This window comes from Paenibacillus sp. OT2-17 (genome assembly GCF_009827695.1).
Taxonomy (GTDB): domain Bacteria; phylum Bacillota; class Bacilli; order Paenibacillales; family Paenibacillaceae; genus Paenibacillus; species Paenibacillus polymyxa_B.
Genome location: NZ_WUDQ01000954.1, coordinates 1 through 801, shown reverse-complemented (window position 1 = coordinate 801; position 801 = coordinate 1). Strand labels below are relative to the sequence as shown.

The 801-nt window shown below is 45.9% G+C and carries 1 protein-coding gene; it reads left to right on the top strand.

The window, feature by feature from the left end; all coding sequences use genetic code 11:
• On the top strand, positions 1-801 hold an 801-nt coding region (locus GRP75_RS28425), incomplete at both ends, for a transglycosylase domain-containing protein (RefSeq protein ID WP_272917258.1).

Sequence of the window (801 nt, the reverse complement as noted above, 5' to 3'; positions counted from 1 at the left end):
ATTACAAAAAGGGGACCTTCAATCGTGCGACACAGAGCCGCAGACAGCCAGGATCGGCCTTTAAGCCGATTGTAGCCTATGCGCCAGCTCTTGAATCCGGTAAGTTTACGATGGATACCCCTTTGAGTAACGAACGCCAGAGTTTTAACGGATACAGTCCGAAAAACTTGCATGGTTACTCGTCGACCATCAGCATGCTCGACGCCATTACGAAGTCTGAAAATATTCCGCCTGTATGGTTGCTGAACCAAATCGGTGTGGAAAAAGGGGTTCAATTTGCCGAGAGCGTAGGCATTCCGATGGACAAAAATGATCACTCACTTGCTATCGCATTGGGTGGATTAAGCAAAGGAACGAATACCCTTGAAATGGCGCAGGCGTACAGCGCTTTTGCCAATAAAGGACAATTCCAAAAAGCTTATTCTATTAAGCAAATTAACAATAGTGATGATCAAGTTGTTTATACTCATGAAGAGGAAACTAAATCTGTAATGAGTGAAAAAACGGCTTATGAAATGACACAAATGATGCAAAATGTAGTCAATAGCGGTACAGGTCGCAAAGCACGTATTGACTGGCCTGTAGCTGGTAAAACGGGTACGACCCAAAGTGGAATTAGCGGTAACAGTGGTAACCGGGACATCTGGTTTGTCGGTTATACACCGGAATATACCGGAGCGGTATGGATGGGTTATGACAAGCCGGACAGCAAGCATATGCTGAGAAACTACAGTGGGCAGTCGGCAGCCTTTTTCGGAAGGGTTATGGGTGAAGCTCTCAAGGGACACCCGGTTACGCAAT